Source organism: Streptomyces sp. NPDC032091, assembly GCF_055580265.1.
Genome location: NZ_JBVILR010000032.1, coordinates 7,157 through 29,938 on the forward strand (window position 1 = coordinate 7,157; position 22,782 = coordinate 29,938).

The window sequence follows — 22,782 nt, forward strand, 5'->3', positions numbered from 1 at the left end:
TTCCCATTGTCTCCTCCCCTGACCCCCCCCCCAACTCTCCTCACCCGGAGCGCTAGCTCCCCTCCCGGGCTGGATTGCCCGCAGGGCAATTCCAGCCCGCGCGGGGTCTGGGGGCGGAGCCCCCAGGGAACGGCGAAAGGGCGGGGCGGGGACACGGCTCCGCGCAGCGGGACCCCGCAGCCCCCGGCCCGCCGCCGCAGCCACCCGGTAGCCTCGGGGCGACATCAGCGGGACGGACACACAAAGGCAGGGGCACATGCACGGCAACGGCTGGCCGGCGAACGAGTTGGAGCAGGTACTCGGAGCGGCCCTCGGGCAGCCGGACGCCGGCCCCCGCATCCTGGAGGCCCTCGCCCGCGGCCACGTCTGGGTCCCGCTCCCGCAGGGCGGCGGCCCCGACAGCACGTCCCTCGACCTCCCCACCATGCTCATCGCCGGCGAGGCGTACGTCCCCGTCTACAGCTCCGAGGCCCAGTTCCGCTTCGCCGCCGGCCCCGCCATGGACTTCGTCATAGCCCCCGCCGTCGAGTTCGCCCGCGGCCTGCCCCCGCAGCTCGGCATCGCCGTCAACCCCGAGGGCGCCGTCGGCGTCCCGCTGCCCCCCGCCGCCGTCGCACAGCTCTGCCGCGCCGGCCGGACCGAGCTCGACGGCCCCGCCACCGGCGCCCGTGTCCGCCTCTTCGAGCCCGACTGGCAGGACGACCCCGTCGACTTCCTGGCCGCCGCCGCCGACGAGTTCCGCGCCACCGGCGTCGTCTCCGCGGCGCACCGCTGCCTGGCCAGCGTCGAGGGCAAGGACCCCGAGCTCTACATCGGCGTCCAGCTGGTGGGATGGGACGCCGGATCCCGGACCGCCCCGCTGGAGGCGCTCGGCCGCGCCCTGGCACGCGTACCGGCGCCCTGGCCGGTGCAGTTGATCCTGCTGGAGGCCGCCGAGGACCCGGTCACGGACTGGATTCGTGAGCGCGTGCGCCCCTTCTACCTGCCGTAGCGACGCTTAAGCTGTTCGGGACGTGGAGACGACGGGCGGACGAAGACGAAGAGGGGTACCCGGGTGAGTGCGTCAGGCACGGCCGCGGCCGGGCAGGTCGAGCACATGCTGCGCCAGGTGACTCCCGGGCGCTATGAGAGCTACGAGTCATTCCTGCACGCCCTCGCCGAGGGCCGGCTGTGGATGCTCCTCTGGCAGGGGCAGCCGGGCTCACCGGACGCCCAGTACGGCGGCATGGAGGTCGAGGGCCTCGGCTACGCGCCCTGCGTGACCTCGCCGCAGGAGCTGGCCGCCAGCGGCTGGAACCGCGGCTACGAGGTGGTCACCGGCCGGGACATCGCCCGCGCCCTCTACCCCGACCGCTGGGGCCTGTGGGTCAACCCGCACGCCCAGGGCGGCGGCCTCGGCATCCCCTGGGCGGACCTGCGCCGGGTGGCGACCGGCCTGGACCGGATGCCGGCCGGACCGCTGCGGCTGTCCGAGCCCGCCCTGGAGCTCCCGCAGTTCTACGGACTGCTGACCCGGCACGCCCACCGCACCCCCGCCGTCCGCTCGCTGCGCCGCGCCTGGGTGCAGCCCGCGCTGGGGTCGGCGTACCTCGCCGTCGGGCTCGACCTGTACGACGCCTCCGCGCCCGCGCTGGAGTCCGTGCGGGAGATGATGCGCCAGTCGGTCGGAGCGGTGCCCGAGGGCGTCCCGGTGTGCACCGTCGCGCTGGCGGACGAGCACGATCCGGTGGCCATGTGGCTGCGCGCGCAGACCCGGCCGTTCTACGACCGCGAGGGGCAGGCGGCCGCCTACTGAGCCGTCGCCCCGGGCCTCCGGGGCGAACACCGAGTCCGTTACAGGGACATTTCCGGGTTTGCCCGCACTGTGAGACGGGCCGTCCGGAGCGACTTCCGGCCGTCGGGAACCATCGTTCCCGGCGGCCTTCCGCTTGTCCGGATTTCACCCCGAATGGTCAACCAATTGGCGTGCTCCTCCACGGAGTTGGGTGCCATGTCCCGTTTGGATACCGAACGGACGGTGTTGCTCCGCTGAGCCGCGAGCGGAGTCCGGATAACGGGAACTCAAGCCTCAGATCACGGTTGCGCATCCTTTCATCTGCGGGTCTGGCGGCTGGTCGAGCGCCCGATGAAGACTCCCCACCCAAGAGCCGGTCAGTCCTCCCGGACCCGGCTCGGCACGTGCACTGCGCCTGTCGCTCCGCACAGCACTTCCCGCACCTCCGCACGCCCGCAGTCCCCGCATCTCCCCCGCGTCACCCTGCACTTCTCGCACCTCTGCACCTCCCGCAGTTCTCGCAGTACTCACGCACCTCCCGACGCATCTCGTCCGCGTTCCCGTGTCCCGAGCACTCCGAGCGCCACTCCGCACCAACGCCGCCACAGCGGCGGGCATGGGCCGACCACCCGTCGGCCGAGAGGGGTCCCCACCACGATGACGGCACCACTGCACGACACGAGCGCGGAAACGCCCGCTCCCGTGTCCGTAGCCGACGTCCCTGCCAAGGCCATCGAAGGCCGCTCGCCCGGACGCATCGCCTGGATGCGGCTCAAGCGCGACAAGGTCGCGCTGACCGGCGGACTGGTCGTGATCTTCCTGATCCTGGTGGCGGTCTTCGCGCCGCTGATCGTGAAGCTCCTGGGCCACGACCCCAACGAGTTCCACGAGGACCTGATCGACCCCGACCTGGGCACGCCGCTGGGCTCCCTCGGCGGGATCAGCGCCGACCACCTGCTGGGCGTCGAGCCGACCAACGGCCGCGACGTCTTCAGCCGGATCGTCTACGGCGCCCGCATCTCCCTGATCGTCGCCTTCCTGGCCGCCTTCGTCTCGGTGGTCCTCGGCAGCTTCCTGGGCGCCCTGGCCGGCTTCATCGGCGGTTGGGTCGACGGCGTCATCAGCCGCATCATGGACCTGCTGCTGGCCTTCCCGCAGCTGCTGTTCACCATCGCGCTCGTCTCCGTCGTCCCCAACTCCGTCTGGGGGTTCGAGGGTTCGGGTGTCCGGATGGGCGTGCTCATCCTCGTCATCGGCTTCTTCGGCTGGCCGTACATCGGACGCATCGTCCGCGGCCAGACGATCTCCCTGCGGGAACGCGAGTACGTCGAGGCGGCGCGCAGCCTCGGGGCCGGCCGCGGCTACATCCTCGTCAAGGAACTGCTGCCGAACCTGGTCGCGCCGATCCTCGTCTACACCACGCTGATCATCCCGACCAACATCCTGACGGAAGCGGCCCTCAGCTTCCTGGGCGCCGGCGTCAAGCCCCCCACCTCTTCCTGGGGAAAGATGCTCTCCGACGCCGTCCCCATCTACCAGGACGACCCCACGTACATGGTGGTCCCCGGTATGACGATCTTCATCACCGTCCTGGCGTTCAACCTCTTCGGGGACGGGCTGCGTGACGCACTCGACCCCAAGGGCAGCTGAACCGCTTCTTCGATTCACCCACCTATGGAGGTTGGACAACCGTGATCCGCAGAAAGCAGGCCCTCGCGATCGCAGCCGTGATCGCCGCCCTGTCGATGACCGCCGCGTGCGGTGGCAACGGGGACACCAAGGACGACACCAAGGCCGACGCCGACAGCGGCAAGGGCTACAGCGGTGCCGCCGAGGGCGTGATCAACGCCTCCGACGCCAAGGGCGGCGAGCTCAAGCTCTGGTCCCCGCAGGACGTCGACTACCTCGACCCGCAGCGCGCCTACTACGGCTTCGTCTGGGACCTCCAGCGCCTGTACGTCCGCAGCCTGCTCGCCTACGACGCGAAGCCCGGCAAGGACGGCACCAAGGCCGTTCCCGACCTCGCCGAAGCCCTGCCGGTCGTCACCAACGACGGCAAGACGTACACCCTGAAGCTCAAGGACGGGGTCAAGTTCGAGGACGGCACGCCGATCACCTCGAAGGACGTCAAGTACGGCATCGAGCGCGTCTTCGCGCAGGACGTGCTGTCCGGCGGCCCGACCTACCTGATCGACGTCCTCGACCAGGGCCAGAAGTACCCCGGCCCGTACAAGGACACCGACCCGGACAAGATGGGTCTGAAGTCCGTCCAGACGCCGGACGACAAGACGATCGTCTTCAACCTGGCGAGCGCCAACGCCGACTTCAGCTACCTGCTGGCCATGCCGACCTCCTCGCCCGTCCAGGCGGCCAAGGACACGGGCGCCACGTACACCAACAAGCCGCTGTCGACCGGTCCTTACAAGGTGGAGAGCTTCACCGCCGGCAAGGGCGCGACCTTCGTCCGCAACGAGAACTGGGACCCGAAGACGGACACGCTCCGCAAGGGCCTGCCGGACAAGGTCTCCTTCACGGTGACCACCAACCCGGACGACATGGACCAGCGCCTGCTCTCCGGCGACATAGACCTCGCCATCGACGGCACGGGTGTGCAGCAGGCCGCCAAGAACAAGATCCTCAAGGACGCGAACCTCAAGAAGAACGCGGACAACCCCTTCACGGGCTACATCCGCTACTTCGCCTTCCCGACCACGGTCGCGCCGTTCGACAACATCGAGTGCCGCAAGGCCGTCATCTACGCGGCCGACCCGAAGTCCCTGCAGACCGCCCGCGGCGGCCCGACCAGCGGTGACCTCGGCGCGAACATGCTGCCGCCCGGCGTCCCCGGCTCCGACAAGAGCTACGACCCGTTCGGTCTGACGAAGGGCAAGCCGCAGGAGGCCAAGGCCAAGGAGGCCCTGAAGGCCTGCGGCAAGGAGGGCGGCTTCGAGACCACCATCGCGGTGCGCAACAACAAGGCGCCCGAGGTGAAGACGGCCGAGTCCCTCCAGGCCTCGCTCGCCAAGGTCGGCATCAAGGCCACCATCGACCAGTACGACGGCAAGCTCAACTCCTCCGTGATCGGTTCGCCCGAGAACGTGAAGAAGAAGGGCTACGGCATCATCGTCATGGGCTGGGGCGCCGACTACAACTCCGGCTCGGGCTTCCTCCAGCCGCTGGTCGACGGCTCGTTCATCCTGCCGAACGGCAACAACAACTACACGATGATCAACGACCCGGAGATCAACGGCCTCTTCAAGACGGCCGCCACCAAGTCTCCGGAAGAGGCCGCCCCCTTCTACACGCAGATCAACCAGAAGGTCATGGAGAAGGCCCTCTACCTGCCGATCAACTTCGACAAGGCGCTCGTCTACCACAACCCGCGCCTGACGAACGTCTACTTCAACGAGTCCTTCGGCAAGATCGACCTCGCCACCGTGGGCATCAAGCAGTAACCCTTTCACGCACATGCGCTAGTCCGAAGGGCAGGTGAAGGCCGCAGGCGGTGGCCGCCGCCCCCACGAGGGGCGGCGGTCACCCGCGCCGGGCGGCCGACTGCAGTGCTCGTCTACCTCATACGGCGGCTGTTCAACGTCGCCGCCACGCTGCTGGTGGTCTCCGTGGTCACCTTCGGCATCTTCTTCGCGGTCCCGAAGCTGACCGGCAGCGATCCCGCGCTCATGTACGCCGGACGCGAGACCAACGAGACCGCCCTGGCGGGCATCCGCGTGAAGATGGGCTTCGACAAGCCGATCTCCGAGCAGTACCTGCTCTTCGTCAAGGGAATCTTCGCCGGCCGCGACTACGACGGCGGCGCGGGCGTCACGCACTGCGCCGCCCCGTGCTTCGGCTACTCCTTCAAGACCGAGGCGCCCGTCTGGGACACGATGATGGACCGCATCCCGGTCACCCTCTCGCTCGCCCTCGGCGCGGCGGTCATCTGGGTGATCGCGGGCGTGGCCACCGGCGTCGTCTCGGCACTCAAACGCAGGACCGCCATCGACCGCACGGTGATGGTCGGCGCCCTCGCCGGCGTCTCCCTGCCGATCTTCTTCACCGGCATGGTCGCCCCCGCGATCTTCGTCTACAGCCTCGGCTGGCTGAAGGTCTCCAACTACAAACCCCTGACCGAGGATCCGCTGGCCTGGCTCAACAGCCTGATCCTGCCCTGGGTCACCCTCGCCTTCCTCTTCGCCGCCACCTACGCCCGCATCACCCGGGCGACCATGCTCGAAGTCCTCGGCGAGGACTACATCCGCACCGCCCGCGCCAAGGGCCTCAAGGAGGGCGTGGTCATCCGCAAGCACGCCCTGCGCTCCACCCTCACGCCGATCGTCACCATGTTCGGCCTGGACCTCGGCGGCCTCCTCGGCGGCGCGGTGCTCACCGAGACCACGTTCAACTTCCAGGGCCTGGGGACGGCGGCCGTGGCCGCCATCAGCCAGGGCGACCTGCCCGTGATCATGGGCGTCACCCTGCTCGCCGCACTGTTCGTGGTGCTGGCCAACCTGATCGTGGACCTGCTGTACGCCGTCATCGACCCGCGCGTGAGGCTGACGTGACCGAGAACCAGAACAACGGCGCGCCCGCCTTCGTGCCCGAGCAGGGGAGCCCGCGCGACGGCGCCCCCTTCCTGTCCGTGCGCGACCTGAAGGTGCACTTCCCCACCGACGACGGCCTCGTGAAGTCCGTCGACGGCCTCTCCTTCGACCTCGAACGCGGCAAGACCCTCGGCATCGTGGGCGAGTCCGGCTCCGGCAAGTCCGTCACCTCGCTGGCCATCATGGGCCTGCACCGCACCGGCAACGCCCGCAGCCGCCCGCACATCTCCGGCGAGGTCGTCCTCGACGGCGAGGAGCTCGTCAGCGCCGACGCCGACCACGTCCGCCGGCTGCGCGGCCGCAAGATGGCGATGGTCTTCCAGGACCCGCTGTCCGCGATGCACCCGTACTACACGGTGGGCAAGCAGATCGTCGAGGCGTACCGGACCCACCACGACGTCGACAAGAAGACGGCCCGCACCCGGGCCGTGGAGATGCTCGACCGTGTCGGCATCCCCGAGCCCCACCAGCGCGTGGACGCCTACCCGCACGAGTTCTCCGGCGGCATGCGCCAGCGCGCGATGATCGCGATGGCCCTGGTCAACAACCCCGAACTGCTCATCGCGGACGAGCCGACCACCGCTCTCGACGTCACCGTCCAGGCGCAGATCCTCGACCTGATCCGCGACCTCCAGAAGGAGTTCGGCTCCGCGGTCATCATGATCACGCACGACCTCGGCGTGGTCGCCGAGATGGCCGACGACCTCCTCGTGATGTACGGCGGCCGCTGCGTGGAGCGGGGCTCCGCCGAGAAGGTCTTCTACGAGCCCCGGCACCCGTACACCTGGGGCCTGCTCGGCTCCATGCCGCGCATCGACCGCGACCAGACCGACCGGCTCATCCCGGTCAAGGGCTCGCCGCCCAGCCTCATCAACATCCCGAGCGGCTGCGCCTTCAACCCCCGGTGCCCCTACGCCGACGTGCCCAAGGGCGGCATCACCCGCACCCAGCGCCCCGAGCTGACCGAGGACGGCAGCCGGCACTGGTCCGCCTGCCACATGTCGCAGGAGGAGCGGACCCGGATCTGGACCGAAGAGATTGCGCCGAAGCTGTGACCGACATGAACAAGGACTCCGCCGAGGCCCCCGAGGCGGAAACGCTCCTGAAGGTGACCGGGCTGGTCAAGCACTTCCCCATCAACAAGGGGCTGCTGCGCCGCCAGGCCGGGGCCGTCAAGGCCGTCGACGGGATCGACTTCGAGGTCCGGCGCGGTGAGACCCTCGGCGTCGTCGGCGAGTCCGGCTGCGGCAAGTCGACGATGGGCCGCCTCATCACCCGCCTGCTGGAGCCCAGCTCGGGCCGCATCGAGTTCGAGGGCCGGGACATCACCCACCTCGGCGTCTCCCAGATGCGTCCGCTGCGCCGCGACGTGCAGATGATCTTCCAGGACCCCTACGGCTCCCTGAACCCGCGCCACACGGTCGGCGCGATCGTCTCGGCCCCCTTCAACCTCCAGGGCGTCACCCCGGAGGGCGGGGTCAAGGCGGAGGTCCAGCGCCTGCTGTCCCTGGTCGGCCTGAACCCGGAGCACTACAACCGCTACCCGCACGAGTTCTCGGGCGGTCAGCGCCAGCGCATCGGCATCGCCCGCGCCCTGGCCCTCAAGCCCAAGCTCGTCGTCGCGGACGAGCCGGTCTCCGCGCTGGACGTGTCGATCCAGGCCCAGGTGGTCAACCTGCTGGACGACCTCCAGCAGGAGCTCGGCCTCACGTACGTGATCATCGCGCACGACCTGTCGGTCATCCGGCACGTCTCGGACCGCATCGCGGTGATGTACCTCGGCAAGATCGTGGAGCTGGCCGACCGCAAGTCGCTGTACGAGTCCCCGATGCACCCGTACACGAACGCCCTGCTCTCCGCCGTCCCGGTCCCGGACCCGCGGCGGCGCGGTGCCAAGAGCGGCCGCATCCTGCTCAAGGGCGACGTACCCTCGCCGATCTCCCCGCCGGCCGGCTGCCGCTTCCACACCCGGTGCTGGAAGGCCACGGAGATCTGCAAGACCCAGGACCCGCCCCTGGTCGCCCTGAAGCCGGGCCACCAGACGGCCTGCCACCACCCCGAGAACGCCCCGGCCCACACCCCGTCCGCCCCCACCCCCGCGGACGCCTGACCCTCCCACCCCCGGCGCCTCCAGCTCCACGGCGCCTCCAGCCCCACCGGCACCCCCAGCCCCGCCGGCGTTTGAGGCGGACCTTCCAGCCCCACCGGCGTTCGAGGTGGAAACGGTGAAAGGGCGGGGCGGGGAGACGGCTCCGCGCAGCGGAACCCGACCCCGCCCCGCCCGCCGGCGGAGCCCCTGGCCCGACGGCCCCGCCCGCCGGGCGACAATGAGACGTGCTCCACGATCTCTTCCCGCCCGGCGTCCAGCACGCCCTGGACCTCGCCGGCATCTTCGTCTTCGCCCTGGCCGGCGCCCTCCTCGCGGTCCGCAAGAACTTCGACGTCTTCGGGATCGCCGTACTCGCCCTCGTCACCGCCCTCGGCGGCGGCCTCTTCCGCGACCTCTGCATCGGCGCCGTCCCGCCCGCGGCCTTCAGCCAGCTCAGCTTCTTCGTGACACCGCTGCTCGCCGCCGCGCTGGTCTTCTTCCTCCACCCCGAGGTGCAGCGCATCAACCGCGCCATCAACGTCTGCGACGCCGCCGGCCTCGGACTGTTCTGCGTGTCGGGCACCACCAAGGCCTACGAGTACGGCCTCGGCCTGACCTCCTCCGCCGCCCTGGGCGTGGCGACCGCCGTCGGCGGCGGCGTCCTGCGCGACGTCCTCGCCAACGAGGTCCCCTCGCTGCTGCGCGACCGCGAGATGTACGCCGTCCCCGCCGTCGTCGGCGCCTCGATGGTGGCCCTCTTCATCAGCTTCCACGTCCTGAACGCCCTGACGACCGCCCTCGCGATCGTCACCACGTTCGTCCTGCGCATCCTCGCCATGGAGCACCACTGGCGCGCCCCGCTGGCCTGGAACCGCCGCTCCTCGGTGGCCGAAGAACCCTAGGTCCTTCACGCCCCAAACAAAAGCTACCGCTTAGTAGCTTGCGCGTGTACCGTCGTCGTCATGTCACACGCAGCGGCCAAGGCATCCATCGGCGACAGCGAATTCGACCGCGACACCACCATCACGCCCCGCGCGGGCGAGCCCGGGGTGTACGACGCGGAGCTCTCCGCCGGCTGGACGATCATCACCGCCGTCAACGGCGGTTACCTGCTGGCCCTGGTCGGCCGGGCCCTGTCGGCGGCCCTGCCGCACCCGGACCCCTTCACCGTCTCGGCCCACTACCTGACCTCCTCCGTGCCCGGCCCCGCCGTGATCCGCACCGAGGTTGTCAGGGTCGGCCGCACCCTCTCCACCGGCCAGGCCTCGCTGTTCCAGTTCGACGAGGACGGCGCCGAGGTCGAGCGCATCCGCGTGCTCGCCTCGTACGGGGACCTCGCGGCGCTTCCCGACAGCGTGCACACCGTGGCCGAGCCGCCCGCCATGCCGGCCTACGAGGACTGCCTCGGCGCCGAGGCGGGCCCCGCCCCCATCCCCGGCAGCAACGCCATCGTGGACCGCCTCCGGCTGCGGCTGGACCCGGCGACGGCGGGCTGGGCGGTCGGGGCGCCCTCGGGCAAGGGCGAGATGCGGGCCTGGTTCGAGCTGGCCGACGGCCGCGACGCCGACCCCCTGTCCCTGCTCCTCGCGGTGGACGCCCTGCCCCCGACCGCCTTCGACCTCGGCCTCCTGGGCTGGGCCCCCACGGTCGAACTCACCACCCACATCCGCCACCGCCCGGCCCCGGGCCCCCTCCGCGTGGGCATCGTCACCCGCAACCTCGCGGGCGGCTTCCTGGAGGAGGACGCGGAGGTCTGGGACTCGGCGAACCGCCTGGTCGCCCAGTCCCGCCAGCTGGCACGAGCCCCCCGCTAGGGGGTGTCCGCAAAGTCCCGCCTGCCCCGCGACGCCCGGCACGCACTCTCGCCGCACCGGGCGCACGACCGAGTACGTCCAGTACGAGGTCTCGCGCCCGGCGCACCGAGAGCACGCACCGGACGCCGCGGGGCCCGCCCTGCGGGCGGACGACGCTACTTTGCGGACACCCCCTAGAGGCATTGCGGGGCCCCGGCGACCCCGCCCCGCCGGGCCCGCCCGCCGCCGTGCTGGTCGGACCAAGGCGACCCGGGCGGGGGGCGGGGGGCCCGGTGGCTCGTAGAATCAAAAAATCATGGCCTACCTCGACCACGCCGCGACCACGCCGATGCTCCCGGAAGCCGCCGCGGCGATGACCGCGCAGTTCGCCGCCACCGGTAACGCCTCCTCCCTGCACGCCGCCGGCCGCCGCGCCCGCCGCACCGTCGAGGAGGCCCGCGAGGCCCTCGCCGAAGCGCTCGGCGCCCGCCCCAGCGAGGTGGTCTTCACCGCCGGCGGCACCGAGGCCGACAACCTCGCCGTCAAGGGCCTCTACTGGGCCCGCCGCGACGCCGACCCGGCCCGTACCCGCATCCTCGCCAGCCCCGTCGAACACCACGCCGTCCTCGACGCCGTCCACTGGCTCGCCGAGCACGAAGGGGCCGAGGTCGAGTACCTCCCCGTCGACCACCACGGCCGCGTCCGCCCCGAGGCCTTCCGCGAGGCCGTCGAGCGGGGCCCCGACGACATCGCCCTGGCCACCGTCATGTGGGCCAACAACGAGATCGGCACCGTCATGCCGGTCCACGAGCTGGCCGCCGTCGCCCGGGAACACGGCCTCCCGCTCCACTCGGACGCCGTCCAGGCCGTCGGGCAGCTCGACGTCCGCTTCGGGGACAGCGGCCTCGCCGCGATGACCGTGAGCGGCCACAAGATCGGCGGCCCCTACGGCATCGGCGCCCTGCTCCTCGGCCGCGACCAGACCCCCGTCCCCGTCCTGCACGGCGGCGGCCAGGAACGGCACGTCCGCTCCGGAACCCTCGACGTGCCCGCCATCGCCGCCTTCGCGGTGGCGGCCGTACTCGCCGCCGAGCGGCGCGAGCGGTTCGCCGCCGAGGTCGGCGCGCTGCGCGACGAACTGATCGGCGCCGTCCTGGCGGCCGTCCCCGACGCCGTCCTCGGCGGCGACCCCGAGGACCGGCTCCCGGCCAACGCCCACTTCAGCTTCCCCGGCTGCGAGGGCGACTCCCTGCTGCTGCTCCTGGACGCTCAGGGCATCGAGTGCTCGACCGGCTCCGCCTGCACCGCGGGCGTCGCCCAGCCCAGCCACGTCCTGCTCGCCACCGGCACCGACCCCCGGCTGGCCCGCGGCACCCTCCGCTTCTCCCTCGGCCACACCTCCACCAAGGAGGACGTCGCGGCCGTGGCGGCGGCCATCGGCCCGGCCGTGGCCCGCGCCCGCACGGCCGGCCTGAGCTAGCCGCCGGCCGCTTTCGCGGGAGCGGGCCGGGCGAGTTCCTCCCGGACCATCCGCAGGTAGCGGTCCCAGTCCCAGTGCGGTCCCGGGTCGGTGTGGTCGGCGCCCGGGACCTCGGAGTGCCCCAGGAGGTGCGTGCGGTCCGCCGGTATGTGATACCTCCGGCAGACGTCCGCCGCGAGCCGCGCCGACGCCGCGTACATCGCGTCCGTGAAGTCCTGCGGCCGGTCGACGAAGCCCTCGTGCTCGATGCCGACGCTGCGCTCGTTCATGGACCGGCTCCCGGAGTGGAAGGCGACGTCCAGCTCGCGCACCATCTGCTCCACGTGCCCGTCCTGGCGGACGATGTAGTGCGCCGACGCCTTGTGGAACGGGTTCTGGAACGCTTCCACCGACGAAGCGAAGTCCCCCTGTGTGACATGCACGACGATCCGGTCCACCCGGTAGTCGTCGGGCCGGTCCGCCATCCGCCAGTTCGCCGGCGAGGCCGCCGTCCAGCCCACCCCCGGGAAGTCCACCTCCCCCTCCTTGCGCGGCTTGCCCACCCCCGGCAGCAGCCACCAGGCCCGCCTGATCCCGTCCTGCGCCGCCAGCGCCCCGGCCGCGAGCACCCCGAGCCCGCCGAACAGCACCGCCCGCCGGGTCCGGCGCCCGCCCTTCCCCTTCTCCGTCATGTGATCCACCCCCCACCTCCGACAACGCGCTGTGACCGCGCGCGGTTCCCCGTACCCTGGAAGGCGCTATGACTGAGAACCTGCCGCGCACCGCCCGTCCCCTCCGCGTCCTGGCCGCCATGTCCGGCGGCGTGGACTCCGCCGTCGCCGCCGCGCGCGCGGTCGAGGCCGGGCACGACGTCACGGGCGTCCACCTGGCGCTCTCCGCGAACCCGCAGTCCTTCCGGACCGGAGCCCGCGGCTGCTGCACCATCGAGGACTCCCGCGACGCCCGCCGCGCCGCCGACGTCATCGGCATCCCCTTCTACTGCTGGGACCTCGCCGAGCGCTTCCGCGAGGACGTCGTCGAGGACTTCGTCGCCGAGTACGAGGCCGGGCGCACCCCGAACCCCTGCCTGCGCTGCAACGAGAAGATCAAGTTCGCGGCGCTCCTCGACAAGGCCCTCGCCCTCGGCTTCGACGCCGTCTGCACGGGCCACTACGCGACCATCGTGGAGAAGGAGGACGGCACGCGCGAGATGCACCGCGCCTCCGACATGGCCAAGGACCAGTCCTACGTCCTCGGCGTCCTCGACGAGAAGCAGCTGGCCCACGCCCTCTTCCCGCTCGGCGACACGGTCACCACCAAGGACGAGATCCGCGCCGAGGCCGAGCGCCGCGGCCTGGCCGTGGCGAAGAAGCCCGACAGCCACGACATCTGCTTCATCGCCGACGGCGACACCCAGGGCTTCCTCGCCCAGCGCCTCGGCAAGGCCGAGGGCGACATCGTCGACGAGGCGACCGGCGAGAAGGTCGGCACCCACGACGGGGCGTACGGCTTCACCATCGGCCAGCGCAAGGGCCTGCGCATCGGCCACCCCGCCCCCGACGGCAAGCCCCGCTACGTCCTCGACATCTCGCCGGTGAACAACACCGTCACCGTCGGCCCCGCCGAGGCCCTCGACGTCACCGCCCTCACCGCGATCCGCCCCCGCTGGTGCGGCTCCACCGCCGCGGCCGCGGGCACCTACACCGCCCAGCTGCGCGCCCACGGCGGCGAGACGGAGGTCTTCGCCGAGGTCGTGGACGGCGAGCTGCGCGTCCGCTTCACCGAGCCGGTCCGCGGCGTGGCCCCCGGCCAGGCGATCGTGCTCTACGACGGCACCCGCGTGGTCGGCTCGGCCACCATCGCCACCACCACCCGGGCCACGGCCGCCGCCGTCTGACCCGGCGGCCGCCAGGGGGCCCGTAGGCCCCCCCGGCGGGCTCAGGCCACCGTCAGGACGATCTTGCCGGTGGTCCGGCCCAGCTCGCCGATCTCGTGCGCCTTCCCGGCCTGCTCCAGCGGCAGCACCGTCTCCACCAGCGGCTTCAGCGCGCCGCTGTCGGCCAGGGCCGCGATCTCGCGCAGCCCGAGCCGGTCCGGCTCGACCAGCAGCCAGTGCGCGCGGAAGCCCCGGGTGTCGGCCGGGACGTCGTCCGGGCCGGGCAGGGTGATCAGCCGGCCGCCCTCGCGCAGCACCGCGAGGGAGCGCTCGGCCACCTCGCCGCCGAGGCCGTCCAGGACCACGTCCACGTCCGAGACGACGTCCTCGAAGGCCACCGCGCGGTAGTCCACGACCTCGTCCGCACCCAGCGAGCGCAGCAGCTCGTGCTTGCCCGCACTGGCCGTACCGATCACGTACGCCCCGCGCGCCTTGGCGATCTGCACCGCCAGGTGCCCGACGCCGCCGGCGGCCGCGTGCACCAGGACCCGCGCGCCGGGGCGCACGTCCGCGGTGTCCACCAGCGCCTGCCAGGCGGTCAGCGCGGCCAGCGGCAGGGCGGCGGCCTCGACATGGCTCAGCGAGGCGGGCTTCGCCGCCAGCTGCCGGGCGGGGGCGACGACGTACTCGGCGTAGCCGCCCGCCTGCCGCGGGAAGTGCGGCATGCCGTACACCGCGTCACCGGGGGTGTAGAGGGTGACGCCGGGGCCGACCGCCTCGACGGTGCCGGACACGTCCCAGCCCACGGCCGGGGTCTCGTCCCAGGCGATCAGGGCCCCACTGGCCCGGGTCTTCCAGTCGACCGGGTTCACGCCGGCCGCGTGGACCCGGACGAGGACCTCGCCGAAACCGGGCTCGGGCCGGTCGATCTCCCGCTCGACCAGGTTCTCCGGGCCGCCCCACTCGTTCACGACGATCGCGCGCATGTCCGTCTGCCTCATTCCTTCTGATTGCGTCCGATTCCGGGCTGTTTCCCGGCGACGCATCTCAGAGTGGGGCACCGCTCATCCCGGTGGTGTTGGCCGTTTGGCCACTATGTGACAGGATCTGGCCATGAGTGAGACGCGGGAACGGGCCGAGGACACGATCCGCCGCGGGAGCGGCGCGGACGGCAGGCACCTGGTCGCGGTGCTGGCGCTGCCGGGCTTCCCGCCGTTCGAGCTCGGCATCCCGTCCCGGGTCTTCGGCAGCGCCGTGGACGACGACGGCGAGCCCCTCTACGAGGTCGTCGTCTGCACCGCCGACGGCCTTCCCGTGCCCAGCGACTCCGGCTTCACCCTCCAGCCCGCCGCCGGACCCGAAGCCCTCGCCGCCGCCGACACCGTGATCGTCCCGCCCACCCACGCCATGCCCGAGCTGGGCCGCGGCGGTCCGCTGCCCCCTGCCGTCGCCGCGGCCATCGCGGGCATCCGCCCCGGCACCCGCCTGGTGTCCATCTGCACCGGCTCCTACGTGCTCGCCGCCGCCGGCCTCCTCGACGGCCGCCCCGCCACCACCCACTGGAACCTCGCCCGGGAGTTCCGTCGGGCCTACCCCACGGTCCGCGTCGACGAGGACGTGCTCTTCGTCGACGACGGGGACGTCCTCACCTCGGCCGGGGTGTCCGCCGGCGTCGACCTGTGCCTGCACCTGATCCGCCGCGACCACGGCGCCGCCGTCACCAACCGGGCCGCCCGCATCTGCGTCGTACCGCCCTGGCGCGACGGCGGACAGGCCCAGTACATCGACCGCCCCGTCCCCGAACCCACGGTCGCCACCACCACCGCCACCCGCGCCTGGGCCCTGGAACGCCTCGCCGAACCGGTCAGCCTCGCCGAGCTCGCCGCCCACGCCCGGATGAGCCTGCGCACCTTCACCCGCCGCTTCCGCGACGAGGTCGGCATGACCCCGGTGCAGTGGCTCACCGCCCAGCGGCTCGAAGTCGCCCGCGACCTGCTGGAGTCCAGCGACCTGCCCGTCGACCTGGTCGCCCACCGTGCCGGCTTCGGCACCGCCAACTCCCTGCGCCAGCACATGCGCGCGTCCCTCGGCGTCTCCCCGATCGCCTACCGCCGCACGTTCCGGCCCGCCGCCATGACCTCCGGGGTAATCGCCACGGCCGACACCCGCTGACAGCATCGGTGCAACGGCCGGGACCGCCCCGGCGCACCGACAGGGGAGACCGACATGACCGCGTACGCCATCGCCCACCTGCGCCGGCCGACCGTCAACGAGGACGTCCTGCGCTACATCGAGGAGATCCAGGCGACCATGGACCCCTTCGGCGGCCGCTTCCTCGTCCACGGCAAGGAAGTCGAGGTCTTGGAGGGTCCCTTCCCCGGCACCGTCGTCGTCATCGGCTTCCCCGACATCGAGCGGGCCCGCGCCTGGTACGCCTCCCCGGCCTACCAGGCCATCCTCCCGCTGCGCACCGACCACATCCCCGGCGAAGCCTTCCTCGTCGAGGGCGTCCCCGCCGACTACGACGCCCCGGCGCGGGCCGCCGCTCTCCGCGAGGCAGCCGGACTGTAGGCCCCCGGCCGGGACCGCCGCACCGAGGCGGCGGCCGGGGTCGGGCGGATGCGAGCATGGCCGTATGCCTACTCACCTGATCACCGGCGCCGGCTCCGGCATCGGCGCCGCCGTCGCCGCCCGCCTGCACGCCCGCGGCGACGACCTCGTCCTGCTCGCCCGCGACGCCGCCCGCGCCCGGCAGCTCGTCGAGCGCTACCCCGGCGCGCGGACCCTGGTCGGCGACCTCGCGGACCCCGACCGGCTCTCGTGGGCCTTCTCCAAGCAGCCGATGCCCGAACGGATCGACTCCCTCCTGCACATCGCCGGAATCGTCGACCTCGGCCCCGTCGGCGAGCTGCGCCCCAAGACCTGGCACCAGCAGCTCAACGTCAACCTGATCGCCCCCGCCGAGGTGACCCGCCTGCTGCTGCCCACCCTGCGCGCCTCCAAGGCGACCGTCGTCTTCGTCAACTCCGGCGCCGGCCTCACCGCCCACGCCGAGTGGAGCGCCTACGCCGCCTCCAAGCACGGCCTGAAGGCCCTCGCCGACTCCCTGCGCGGGGAGGAGAGGGCCAACGGCATCCGCGTCACCTCCGTCTACCCCGGCCGCACCGCCAGCCCCATGCAGGCCAAGGTCCACTCCCAGGAGGGCAAGGAGTACGACCCCGCCGCCTGGATCGACCCCGAGTCCGTGGCCACCACCATCGTCATGGCCGTCGACCTGCCGCGCGACGCCGAGGTCAACGACCTGAGCGTGAGGCCCGGCCGATGACCGCGGGCGCCACCGGTGTCGGATCCCTGCCGGGCGGCGACGCCCGTGAGGCCGCCAAGACCGCCACGGGCTCCTTCGAGGATTTCCCGTACCTCCCCGAACTCCCCGCCCGCGGCCCCGGCGCCGACATGATCGGCCGGTCCCTCGGACTGCTCGTCGACCTGTACGCCCACGTCGAGCCCAGCGGCTGGCGGATCAGCGACCGCCCCGGCCGCGACACCCGCCGGGCCCGCTCCTGGCTCGGCGAGGACCTCGACGCGCTGGAGGAGTTCACCCAGGGGTACACCGGCAGGCTCAAGGTCCAGGCCGTCGGCCCGTGGACCCTGGCCGCCGCCCTCGAACTGCACGGCGGCGAGGCCGTCCTCCAGGACCCCGGAGCCTGCCGCGACCTGGCCGCCTCCCTCGCCGAAGGCATGCGCGGCCACCTCGCGGACGTGCGCAAACGCGTCCCGGGCGCCGAGATCGTGCTCCAGTACGACGAGCCCTCGCTCACCGCCGTCCTGCGCGGCCGGGTGCGCTCGGCCAGCGGCTACCGCACCTACCGGGCCGTCGACCGGCAGGTCGTCGAGAGCGCCCTGCGCGACCTCTTCGCCGTCCACGACGGGGAGGTCGTCGTGCACTCCTGCGCGCCCGACGTGCCCTTCGCGCTGCTGCGCCGGGCCGGGGCCGCGGCCGTCTCGTTCGATTTCTCCCTGCTCACCGAGCGCGAGGACGACGCCATCGGCGAGGCCGTCGAAGGCGGCATGAAACTCTTCGCCGGAGTGGTGCCGGGCACCGACGGCCCGTTGTCGGACCCGGGCGGTAGCGTCATGGGTGTCAGGAAGCTTTGGCGCAGGCTGGGGCTGGCCCCGGGGACTCTGGCCGAGTCCGTCGTGGTCACCCCGTCGTGCGGTCTGGCGGGCGCCTCGCCCGCGTACGCCCGCGCGGTGCAGGCCCACTGCGTCAGGGCGGCGAGGTCACTCGCCGACAACCCTGAGTGACGGTCGAGCACGGGCCACGGGAGGACACGGCATGGCAGCCGAACAGCAGGACACGGCAGTACCGACGGCGGCGCGCGAGCAGCACCAGCTGCTCGCCGAGCAGGTCGAGGAGCACCGCTTCCGGTACTACGTGAACGACCAGCCGGTCGTCAGCGACGCCGAGTTCGACCAGCTGCTGCGCTCGCTGGAGGCCCTGGAGGAGCAGTACCCCGAGCTGCGCACCCCCGACTCCCCGACGCAGAAGGTGGCCGGGGCGTACGAGACGGACTTCGCCTCGGTCGTGCACCGGGAGCGGATGCTCTCCCTCGACAACGCCTTCGACGACGAGGAACTGGCCGCCTGGGCCGAGCGGGTGGCCCGGGACGTGAACACCCCGGACTACCACTACCTGTGCGAGCTCAAGGTGGACGGCCTCGCCGTCAACCTCACCTACGAGAACGGCCGTCTCACCCGCGCCGCCACCCGCGGCGACGGCCGCACGGGCGAGGACATCACGCCCAACGTCCGCACCATCGCCGAGATCCCGGACCGCCTGAAGGGGGACCGGATCCCGGCGCTCGTGGAGATCCGCGGCGAGGTGTACTTCCCGATGGAGAAGTTCGAGGAGCTCAACGCCCGCCTCGTGGCGGCCGAGGGCAAGCCCTTCGCCAACCCGCGCAACGCCGCGGCCGGCTCGCTGCGCCAGAAGGACCCCAAGGTCACCGCGAGCCGCCCGCTGCACATGGTGGTGCACGGCATCGGCGCCCGCGAGGGCTTCGAGATCGAACGCCAGTCCCAGGCGTACGAGCTGCTGCGCGAGTGGGGCCTGCCCACCGCCCGGCACAACGCGGTGGTCTCCACCCTCGACGAGGTGCGCGCCTTCATCACCCGCTTCGGCGAGAACCGGCACTCCGTGGAGCACGAGATCGACGGCGTCGTCGTCAAGCTCGACGAGATCGCCCTCCAGGGCCGGCTCGGCTCCACCGCCCGCGCCCCGCGCTGGGCCATCGCCTGGAAGTACGCCCCCGAAGAGGTCAACACCAAGCTGATCGACATCAAGGTCGGCGTCGGCCGCACCGGGCGCGTCACCCCGTACGCGCAGGTCGAGCCGGTGACGGTGGCCGGCTCCGAGGTGGAGTTCGCGACCCTGCACAACCAGGAGGTCGTCAAGGCCAAGGGCGTGCTCATCGGGGACACCGTCGTCCTGCGCAAGGCGGGCGACGTCATCCCCGAGATCCTCGGACCGGTGGTGGACCTGCGCGACGGCACCGAACGGGAGTTCGTGATGCCGGCGGAGTGCCCCGAGTGCGGGACGGCCCTGCGGCCGATGAAGGAGGGCGACATCGACGTCCGCTGCCCCAACGGGCAGACCTGCCCCGCCCAGCTGCGCGAGCGCCTCTTCTACCTGGCCGGCCGGCAGTCCCTGGACATCGAGAACTTCGGCATGGTGGCCGCCGCCGCCCTGACCGGCCCGCTGGAGCCGGCGCAGCCGCCGCTGCTGGACGAGGGCGACCTCTTCGACCTCACCATCGAGCAGCTGCTGCCCATCAAGGCCTACGTCCGCGACCCCGACAGCGGACTGCCCAAGCGGGACCCGAAGACGGGCGAGGAGAAGATCGTCACGGTCTTCGCCAACCAGAAGGGCGAGCCGAAGAAGAACGCCCTGGCCATGCTGGAGAACATCGCCGCCGCCAAGCAGCGCCCGCTGGCCCGCATCATCAACGGCCTCTCCATCCGGCACGTCGGCCCGGTCGCCGCGGAGGCGCTCGCCCGTGAGTTCCGGTCGATCGACCGCATCGAACAGGCCACCGAGGAGGAGCTGACCGCCACCGAAGGGGTCGGCGCGATCATCGCCGCCTCCCTGAAGGAATGGTTCGCCGTCGACTGGCACCAGGAGATCCTGCGCAAGTGGCGGGCGGCCGGCGTGCGCATGGAGGAGGAAGGTTCCGGCGAGGAGGAGGGCCCGCGCCCGCTGGAGGGCCTGACCGTCGTCGTCACCGGCACCCTCCAGAGCCACACCCGCGACGGCGCCAAGGAGGCCCTCCAGAGCCGGGGCGCCAAGGTGACCGGCTCCGTGTCCAAGAAGACCTCCTTCGTGGTGGTCGGCGACAACCCCGGCTCCAAGTACGACAAGGCCGTCCAGCTGAAGCTGTCGATCCTCGACGACGCCGGGTTCGCCGTCCTGCTCGAACAGGGGCCCGACGCGGCCCGCGAGGCCGCGCTCCCCCTGGACGGCGGCGCCGAAGGGGAGTAACACCGCGAACGGATGCGCGGCGTGCGGCCGTACGGGCGGGCGCACGCCCGGCGCGGCGCCCGGTGGCAAACGGCCGGTACCCGGCTGGTCGCGGGCCGGTGACCTGTCGGATCATCGGAGGGGTGACAGGGGGAGTCCTGGTCCAAACTCACCCGTTCGGCGGATACCGTACTGATGAGGATGGCTGGGTCGCATTCGGGCAACCACCGCCGACTGCTGCCCCTGGGAGCCTCTCCCGTCCTACTGTTGTGGGGTGCGCCTGTCGTGCGCGGCTGCCTGATGTGCCTTCCAGCCGTGATGGCATGACTCGGGGCCATCGCGCGACATCGGCATCGCCGGCTGTGAGAGGGACGGGCATGAAACCCACCGAAAGCGCCGACCCGTCACCTGAATTCGGCGGGGAACTCCCGTCCTTGCGGGCGGGCCGGCTGGGTGTCCTGGGTGCCAGGACACCGCAGACCCGCCCTCTGGACACCGGAGCGGGGCGGCAGCGGCGCACCGTGCTGCCCGCGGCCGTCGTCGGCTCCGCCGCCGTGGTGCTCGTGGGCGGGGTCGTCTCCGCACTGACCGCCCGTCAGGCCCTGTTCCCCGGCGGCACGGTCGGCTGGGCCCTGGCCCTGCTCACCGGCATCATCGTCGGCCACCTCGTCGCCCTCGGCCGGGACCGCTGGTGGGGCGGTACGGGCTCGGGCGCCGCCCTGACCCTCGGCGTGCTCATCCTCTACGGCTGGGTCCCCGCCGGACTGGTCTCGCTGGCGGTGGTCTCCCTCGTCGGGGCAGCACGCCGGCACCGCTGGCGGCAGGGGCTGCTGCACGGCTCCGCCGACATCCTCGGCATCGGCGTGGGCGCCCTCGTCCTGGCCGCCTTCGGCGACGCGCCGAGCGTGGAGTCGCCGTGGCTGCCCACCACCTGGGACCTGGCGGCCGCGCCCGAGGTGGCCCTGGTGGCCGTCTCCTACCTCCTGGTCACCCGGGTCCTGCTGTGGTTCGCCCTCACCCCGCCCGGCGGCGGCCTGCCCACGGTGGCCCGTACGGCCCTCCTGCGCCAGGCCCTGGTGGCGGCGGCCCTGCTCGGCATCGCCCCGCTGATCTGCGTCGTCGCCAGCACCCAGCCGGTGCTGCTGCCGCTGTTCGCCGTACCGCTCATCGCGCTCGACTCCACCCTGTGGATCGCCCGGGCCCGCGCCGAGGAACAGCTGCGCGACCCGCTGACCGGGCTGCCCAACCGGCAGTGGCTGCTGGAGCGCACCTGGTCCGCCCTCGACGAGGCTGAACGTTTGGGCACCCGGTCGGCTCTGGTGCTGATCGACCTGGACCGCTTCCGCGCCGTCAACGACACCCTCGGCCATCTGGCCGGCGACCGCCTCCTCCTCCAGATCGCCGCCCGCCTGCGGCAGGCCCTCCCGGAGGAGGCGGAGGCGGCACGCCTCGGCGGAGACGAGTTCGCCGTCCTCCTGCCCACCACCGACTCCACCACCAGCGCCCAGCGCGTCGCCCGCCACCTGGTCGCCGAGCTCAGCTCCCCGCTGGACCTGGACGGACTCACCCTCGTCCTGGAGGCCAGCGCCGGCCTCGCCGTCTTCCCGGACCACGCCCTCGACGCGGAGGGCCTGCTGCGCCGGGCCGACGTGGCCATGTACCAGGCCAAGCGGGACCGCACGGGCGTGGAGGTCTACGAGTCCAAGCGCGACAGCAACACCCCCGACCGCCTCGGCCTCCTCGGCGACCTCCGCCGGGCCCTCGACGCGGGCGAAGTGGAACTCCACTACCAGCCCAAGGTCCGCTTCGACGGCCAGGTGGCCGGCCTGGAGGCCCTGGTCCGCTGGGTCCACCCGGAACGCGGCCGGGTCCCTCCCGACGAGTTCATCGCCATCGCCGAGACCTCCGGCCTGATGCCGCACCTGACCGAGTACGTCCTGGAGACCGCCCTGGCCCAGGTCGCCCGCTGGCGCGCCCAGGGCCTCAAGGTCCCGGTCGCCGTCAACGTCTCCCCGCGCGACGTCCACACCCCCGGCTTCGCCGGCGCCGTCGCGGCCCGCCTGGCCCGCCACGGGGTGCCCGCGAGCGGCCTCCAGCTGGAGATAACGGAACACGTCCTGCTGGAGGACCCGCAGCGCGCCGCCGACACCATGGCGGGCCTCACGGGCCACGGCGTGAAGATGTCCCTGGACGACTTCGGCACGGGCTACTCCTCCCTGGTCCACCTGCGCCGCCTCCCGGTGAGCGAGCTGAAGATCGACCGCTCCTTCGTCGCCCGCCTGGCGGTCGACGCCCAGGACGCGGAGATCGTCCGCTGCACGGTCGACCTGGCCCACTCCCTGGGCCTCCTGGTCGTCGCGGAGGGCGTCGAGGACGACGAGACGTGGGAACGCCTGCGGGACCTGGGCTGCGACGCCGTCCAGGGCTGGCTCGTCGCCGCGGCCATGCCGCCCCAGGAGGCCACGGCCTGGCTCCTGGCCCGGGGCGAACGCGGCTGGCGCCGCCCGGCGGACATCACGGCGGAACTGGCCGCCACCGCCGACACCCCGGCCCCGTAGCGGCCCGCCGCGGGGCTCGGGCGGAGCCCCGCGAAGGGGCTCCGCGCGGCGTCACGCCCCCGCCCCGCAGGCCACCGGCAAACCGTTTACCAGCTCCGGGGCCGGGCCCCATAGG

Annotated in this window: 19 protein-coding genes; 17 read left to right on the forward strand and 2 right to left on the reverse strand. The window is 72.3% G+C overall.

The window, feature by feature from the left end; genetic code table 11:
- Positions 1 to 256: 256 nt before the first annotated feature.
- The 10 genes from ACZ5NJ_RS34385 (at position 257) to ACZ5NJ_RS34430 (ending at position 11,737) form a co-directional block, all read left to right on the forward strand.
- The gene (locus ACZ5NJ_RS34385; protein ID WP_468770256.1) at positions 257 to 991 is read left to right on the forward strand and encodes an enhanced serine sensitivity protein SseB; all 735 of its coding nucleotides are present in this window, start codon (positions 257 to 259) and stop codon (positions 989 to 991) included.
- Between the two features lie 63 nt (positions 992 to 1,054).
- Positions 1,055 to 1,795, forward strand: coding sequence for an enhanced serine sensitivity protein SseB C-terminal domain-containing protein (locus ACZ5NJ_RS34390; RefSeq protein ID WP_468770258.1), 741 nt, complete (start codon positions 1,055 to 1,057; stop codon positions 1,793 to 1,795).
- A gap of 636 nt (positions 1,796 to 2,431) precedes the next feature.
- Positions 2,432 to 3,424, forward strand: a complete 993-nt coding sequence (locus tag ACZ5NJ_RS34395) for an ABC transporter permease (RefSeq protein WP_468770260.1) — start codon at positions 2,432 to 2,434, stop codon at positions 3,422 to 3,424.
- Between the two features lie 95 nt (positions 3,425 to 3,519).
- Positions 3,520 to 5,229: an ABC transporter substrate-binding protein gene (locus ACZ5NJ_RS34400; protein WP_468770351.1), complete on the forward strand. Its 1,710-nt coding sequence runs from the start codon at positions 3,520 to 3,522 to the stop codon at positions 5,227 to 5,229.
- Positions 5,230 to 5,334: 105 nt separating this feature from the next.
- Positions 5,335 to 6,336 (forward strand): ABC transporter permease, encoded by a 1,002-nt coding sequence (locus ACZ5NJ_RS34405; protein ID WP_468770262.1) that lies wholly within the window; start codon positions 5,335 to 5,337, stop codon positions 6,334 to 6,336.
- Between the two features lie 32 nt (positions 6,337 to 6,368).
- Positions 6,369 to 7,430, forward strand: a complete 1,062-nt coding sequence (locus tag ACZ5NJ_RS34410; protein WP_468770352.1) for an ABC transporter ATP-binding protein — start codon at positions 6,369 to 6,371, stop codon at positions 7,428 to 7,430.
- Between the two features lie 5 nt (positions 7,431 to 7,435).
- Positions 7,436 to 8,485, forward strand: coding sequence for an ABC transporter ATP-binding protein (locus tag ACZ5NJ_RS34415; RefSeq protein ID WP_468770263.1), 1,050 nt, complete (start codon positions 7,436 to 7,438; stop codon positions 8,483 to 8,485).
- 224 nt (positions 8,486 to 8,709) lie between these two features.
- Complete coding sequence (locus ACZ5NJ_RS34420) at positions 8,710 to 9,366, forward strand: trimeric intracellular cation channel family protein (RefSeq protein ID WP_468770265.1); 657 nt, start codon at positions 8,710 to 8,712, stop codon at positions 9,364 to 9,366.
- Positions 9,367 to 9,426: 60 nt separating this feature from the next.
- Positions 9,427 to 10,278, forward strand: coding sequence for a thioesterase family protein (locus ACZ5NJ_RS34425; protein WP_468770267.1), 852 nt, complete (start codon positions 9,427 to 9,429; stop codon positions 10,276 to 10,278).
- 295 nt (positions 10,279 to 10,573) lie between these two features.
- A complete protein-coding gene (locus tag ACZ5NJ_RS34430) occupies positions 10,574 to 11,737 on the forward strand; it encodes a cysteine desulfurase family protein (protein WP_468770268.1) in 1,164 nt (387 codons plus the stop codon).
- Here the strand turns inward: ACZ5NJ_RS34430 and ACZ5NJ_RS34435 are convergent.
- The gene (locus ACZ5NJ_RS34435) at positions 11,734 to 12,408 is read right to left on the reverse strand and encodes an N-acetylmuramoyl-L-alanine amidase (protein ID WP_468770270.1); all 675 of its coding nucleotides are present in this window, start codon (positions 12,406 to 12,408) and stop codon (positions 11,734 to 11,736) included. The genes ACZ5NJ_RS34430 and ACZ5NJ_RS34435 overlap by 4 nt on opposite strands.
- Before the next feature lie 68 nt (positions 12,409 to 12,476).
- Here ACZ5NJ_RS34435 and mnmA point away from each other — a divergent pair, with 68 nt between their 5' ends.
- Positions 12,477 to 13,613, forward strand: coding sequence for a tRNA 2-thiouridine(34) synthase MnmA (gene mnmA, locus ACZ5NJ_RS34440; protein ID WP_468770272.1), 1,137 nt, complete (start codon positions 12,477 to 12,479; stop codon positions 13,611 to 13,613).
- 41 nt (positions 13,614 to 13,654) lie between these two features.
- Here the strand turns inward: mnmA and ACZ5NJ_RS34445 are convergent, their stop codons facing one another.
- Complete coding sequence (locus tag ACZ5NJ_RS34445) at positions 13,655 to 14,578, reverse strand: NADP-dependent oxidoreductase (protein WP_468770274.1); 924 nt, start codon at positions 14,576 to 14,578, stop codon at positions 13,655 to 13,657.
- Between the two features lie 127 nt (positions 14,579 to 14,705).
- Between ACZ5NJ_RS34445 and ACZ5NJ_RS34450 the strand changes: the two genes are divergently transcribed.
- The 6 genes from ACZ5NJ_RS34450 (at position 14,706) to ACZ5NJ_RS34475 (ending at position 22,667) form a co-directional block, all read left to right on the forward strand.
- Positions 14,706 to 15,764: a GlxA family transcriptional regulator gene (locus ACZ5NJ_RS34450; RefSeq protein WP_468770276.1), complete on the forward strand. Its 1,059-nt coding sequence runs from the start codon at positions 14,706 to 14,708 to the stop codon at positions 15,762 to 15,764.
- 54 nt (positions 15,765 to 15,818) lie between these two features.
- Complete coding sequence (locus ACZ5NJ_RS34455; protein WP_468770278.1) at positions 15,819 to 16,163, forward strand: DUF1330 domain-containing protein; 345 nt, start codon at positions 15,819 to 15,821, stop codon at positions 16,161 to 16,163.
- Positions 16,164 to 16,227: 64 nt separating this feature from the next.
- Positions 16,228 to 16,917: an SDR family oxidoreductase gene (locus ACZ5NJ_RS34460; RefSeq protein ID WP_468770279.1), complete on the forward strand. Its 690-nt coding sequence runs from the start codon at positions 16,228 to 16,230 to the stop codon at positions 16,915 to 16,917.
- Positions 16,914 to 17,897 carry a methionine synthase gene (locus ACZ5NJ_RS34465; protein ID WP_468770280.1) on the forward strand — a complete coding sequence of 328 codons (984 nt, stop codon included), beginning with the start codon at positions 16,914 to 16,916 and terminating at the stop codon, positions 17,895 to 17,897. The genes ACZ5NJ_RS34460 and ACZ5NJ_RS34465 overlap by 4 nt, the downstream gene beginning before the upstream one ends.
- Positions 17,898 to 17,928: 31 nt before the next feature.
- On the forward strand, positions 17,929 to 20,130 hold the full coding sequence (ligA, locus tag ACZ5NJ_RS34470) for an NAD-dependent DNA ligase LigA (protein ID WP_468770281.1): 2,202 nt from the start codon (positions 17,929 to 17,931) through the stop codon (positions 20,128 to 20,130).
- Between the two features lie 356 nt (positions 20,131 to 20,486).
- Positions 20,487 to 22,667: a putative bifunctional diguanylate cyclase/phosphodiesterase gene (locus tag ACZ5NJ_RS34475; RefSeq protein WP_468770282.1), complete on the forward strand. Its 2,181-nt coding sequence runs from the start codon at positions 20,487 to 20,489 to the stop codon at positions 22,665 to 22,667.
- The last annotated feature ends 115 nt before the right edge of the window (positions 22,668 to 22,782 follow it).